2 protein-coding genes are annotated in these 1,163 nt (G+C 66.1%); both read right to left on the minus strand.

Going from position 1 to position 1,163, the window contains the following annotated elements; translation table 11 throughout:
- Positions 1 to 12 precede the first annotated feature (12 nt).
- On the minus strand, positions 13 to 570 hold the full coding sequence (locus tag VQ045_RS21745) for an IS630 family transposase (RefSeq protein WP_331831613.1): 558 nt from the start codon (positions 568 to 570) through the stop codon (positions 13 to 15).
- The gene (locus tag VQ045_RS21750) at positions 567 to 1,073 is read right to left on the minus strand and encodes an IS630 family transposase (RefSeq protein WP_331831612.1); all 507 of its coding nucleotides are present in this window, start codon (positions 1,071 to 1,073) and stop codon (positions 567 to 569) included. Before VQ045_RS21750 ends, VQ045_RS21745 begins: the two co-directional genes overlap by 4 nt.
- Between the last annotated feature and the right edge of the window lie 90 nt (positions 1,074 to 1,163).

Below are 1,163 nucleotides of genomic sequence, written 5' to 3' on the forward strand. Positions count from 1 at the left end.
ATACCGTCGCGCTCATGAACTCACCGCTTTGATATAGGGATAGTTGCAGAGGGATTGGATGCGCTTGGGATCTTTGGTTGCGCGGTTCCAGGCGTCGCAGCAAGCGTCGATGATGGCTTGCCTGTCGCGGAAGACGCAGAGGCTGAGGGAGGTCTCGCGCAGATGGAGCCAGAGCCGCTCGACCGGGTTGAGTTGGGGACTGTAGGGCGGCAGGGCGAGGAGGGTGATATTCGCCGGCACGTCGAGGGCCTTTTCGCCGTGCCATCCGGCACCGTCGAGAACCATGACGACATGGACGTCGTCAGGAACGGTGCCGGCGAACTCGGCGAGGTAGAGGTTCATCATCGCCTTGTCGGCATAGGGCAGGACCAGGGCGAAGGACTGACCGGTGGAGGGTTCGACGGCGCCGAAGATGTAGGTCCATTCGAAGCGCTGGTCGCAGAGCCCGGGCGGTCGCTTGCCGCGGGTCCACCAGCGGTGGCAGAGGCGGCCTTTCTGGCCAACCCTTGCTTCATCCTGGAACCAGAGCGCAATCCGCTTGTCTGGATGGTCGGCCTGCGCCGCGCTCAGGGCCTCGGCGAGCCCCTTTTTTGAAAGCGCGCCTGGCGCCCGGGGTCGCTTTGAGGGTGGGTCGGCCGCGCCTTCTGGCGCGAAAAGCCGTTACGACGCAGGATGCGCGACAGGCTGGCGGGATGAACCTGCTTGTCGAACCGCGCCTCGATCCAGCGGCAGAGTTCCGGCAGGGTCCAGGCCGACACGCCGTCCTTCTTCGGATCCGGCCCGCGGAAGATGACATTGGCAAGGCTCGCCTGCTCGGCCTCGGTGAGCGCTTCCGGCGGATGCCCCTTCGGTCGGTCGCGCAGGCCCGCCACGCCCTCGGCGTTATAGCGAACCACCCAGTCGCGCAGCGTCTGGCGGTCCATGCCCGCCGCCTCGGCCGCTTGCGCCCGGCTCATCCCCGACAGCGCGCCCGCCAGCGCCAGCAGACGGCTCGCCACCCGCCCATTGGTCTCTCGCCGCGCCAGAGCCCGAAGCTCCCCGGCCGACAGATCCTCGGTGATCTTCAATGCCATCGCTCGCCCGCTCCCTTCGCCGGGACAGGGAATCACGCGCAGCGAAAATAAGAAAATCACAACCGAGTCAGATCAAACGCTGGCCGGTAT

It is taken from the genome of Aurantimonas sp. E1-2-R+4 (assembly GCF_036549515.1).
GTDB lineage: Bacteria > Pseudomonadota > Alphaproteobacteria > Rhizobiales > Rhizobiaceae > Aurantimonas > Aurantimonas coralicida_A.

What these genes read in the sequence shown, in the direction of transcription:
- VQ045_RS21750 (WP_331831612.1), bottom strand. Translation starts at nt 1,073, where the DNA reads ATGGCATTGAAGATCACCGAGGATCTGTCGGCCGGGGAGCTTCGGGCT.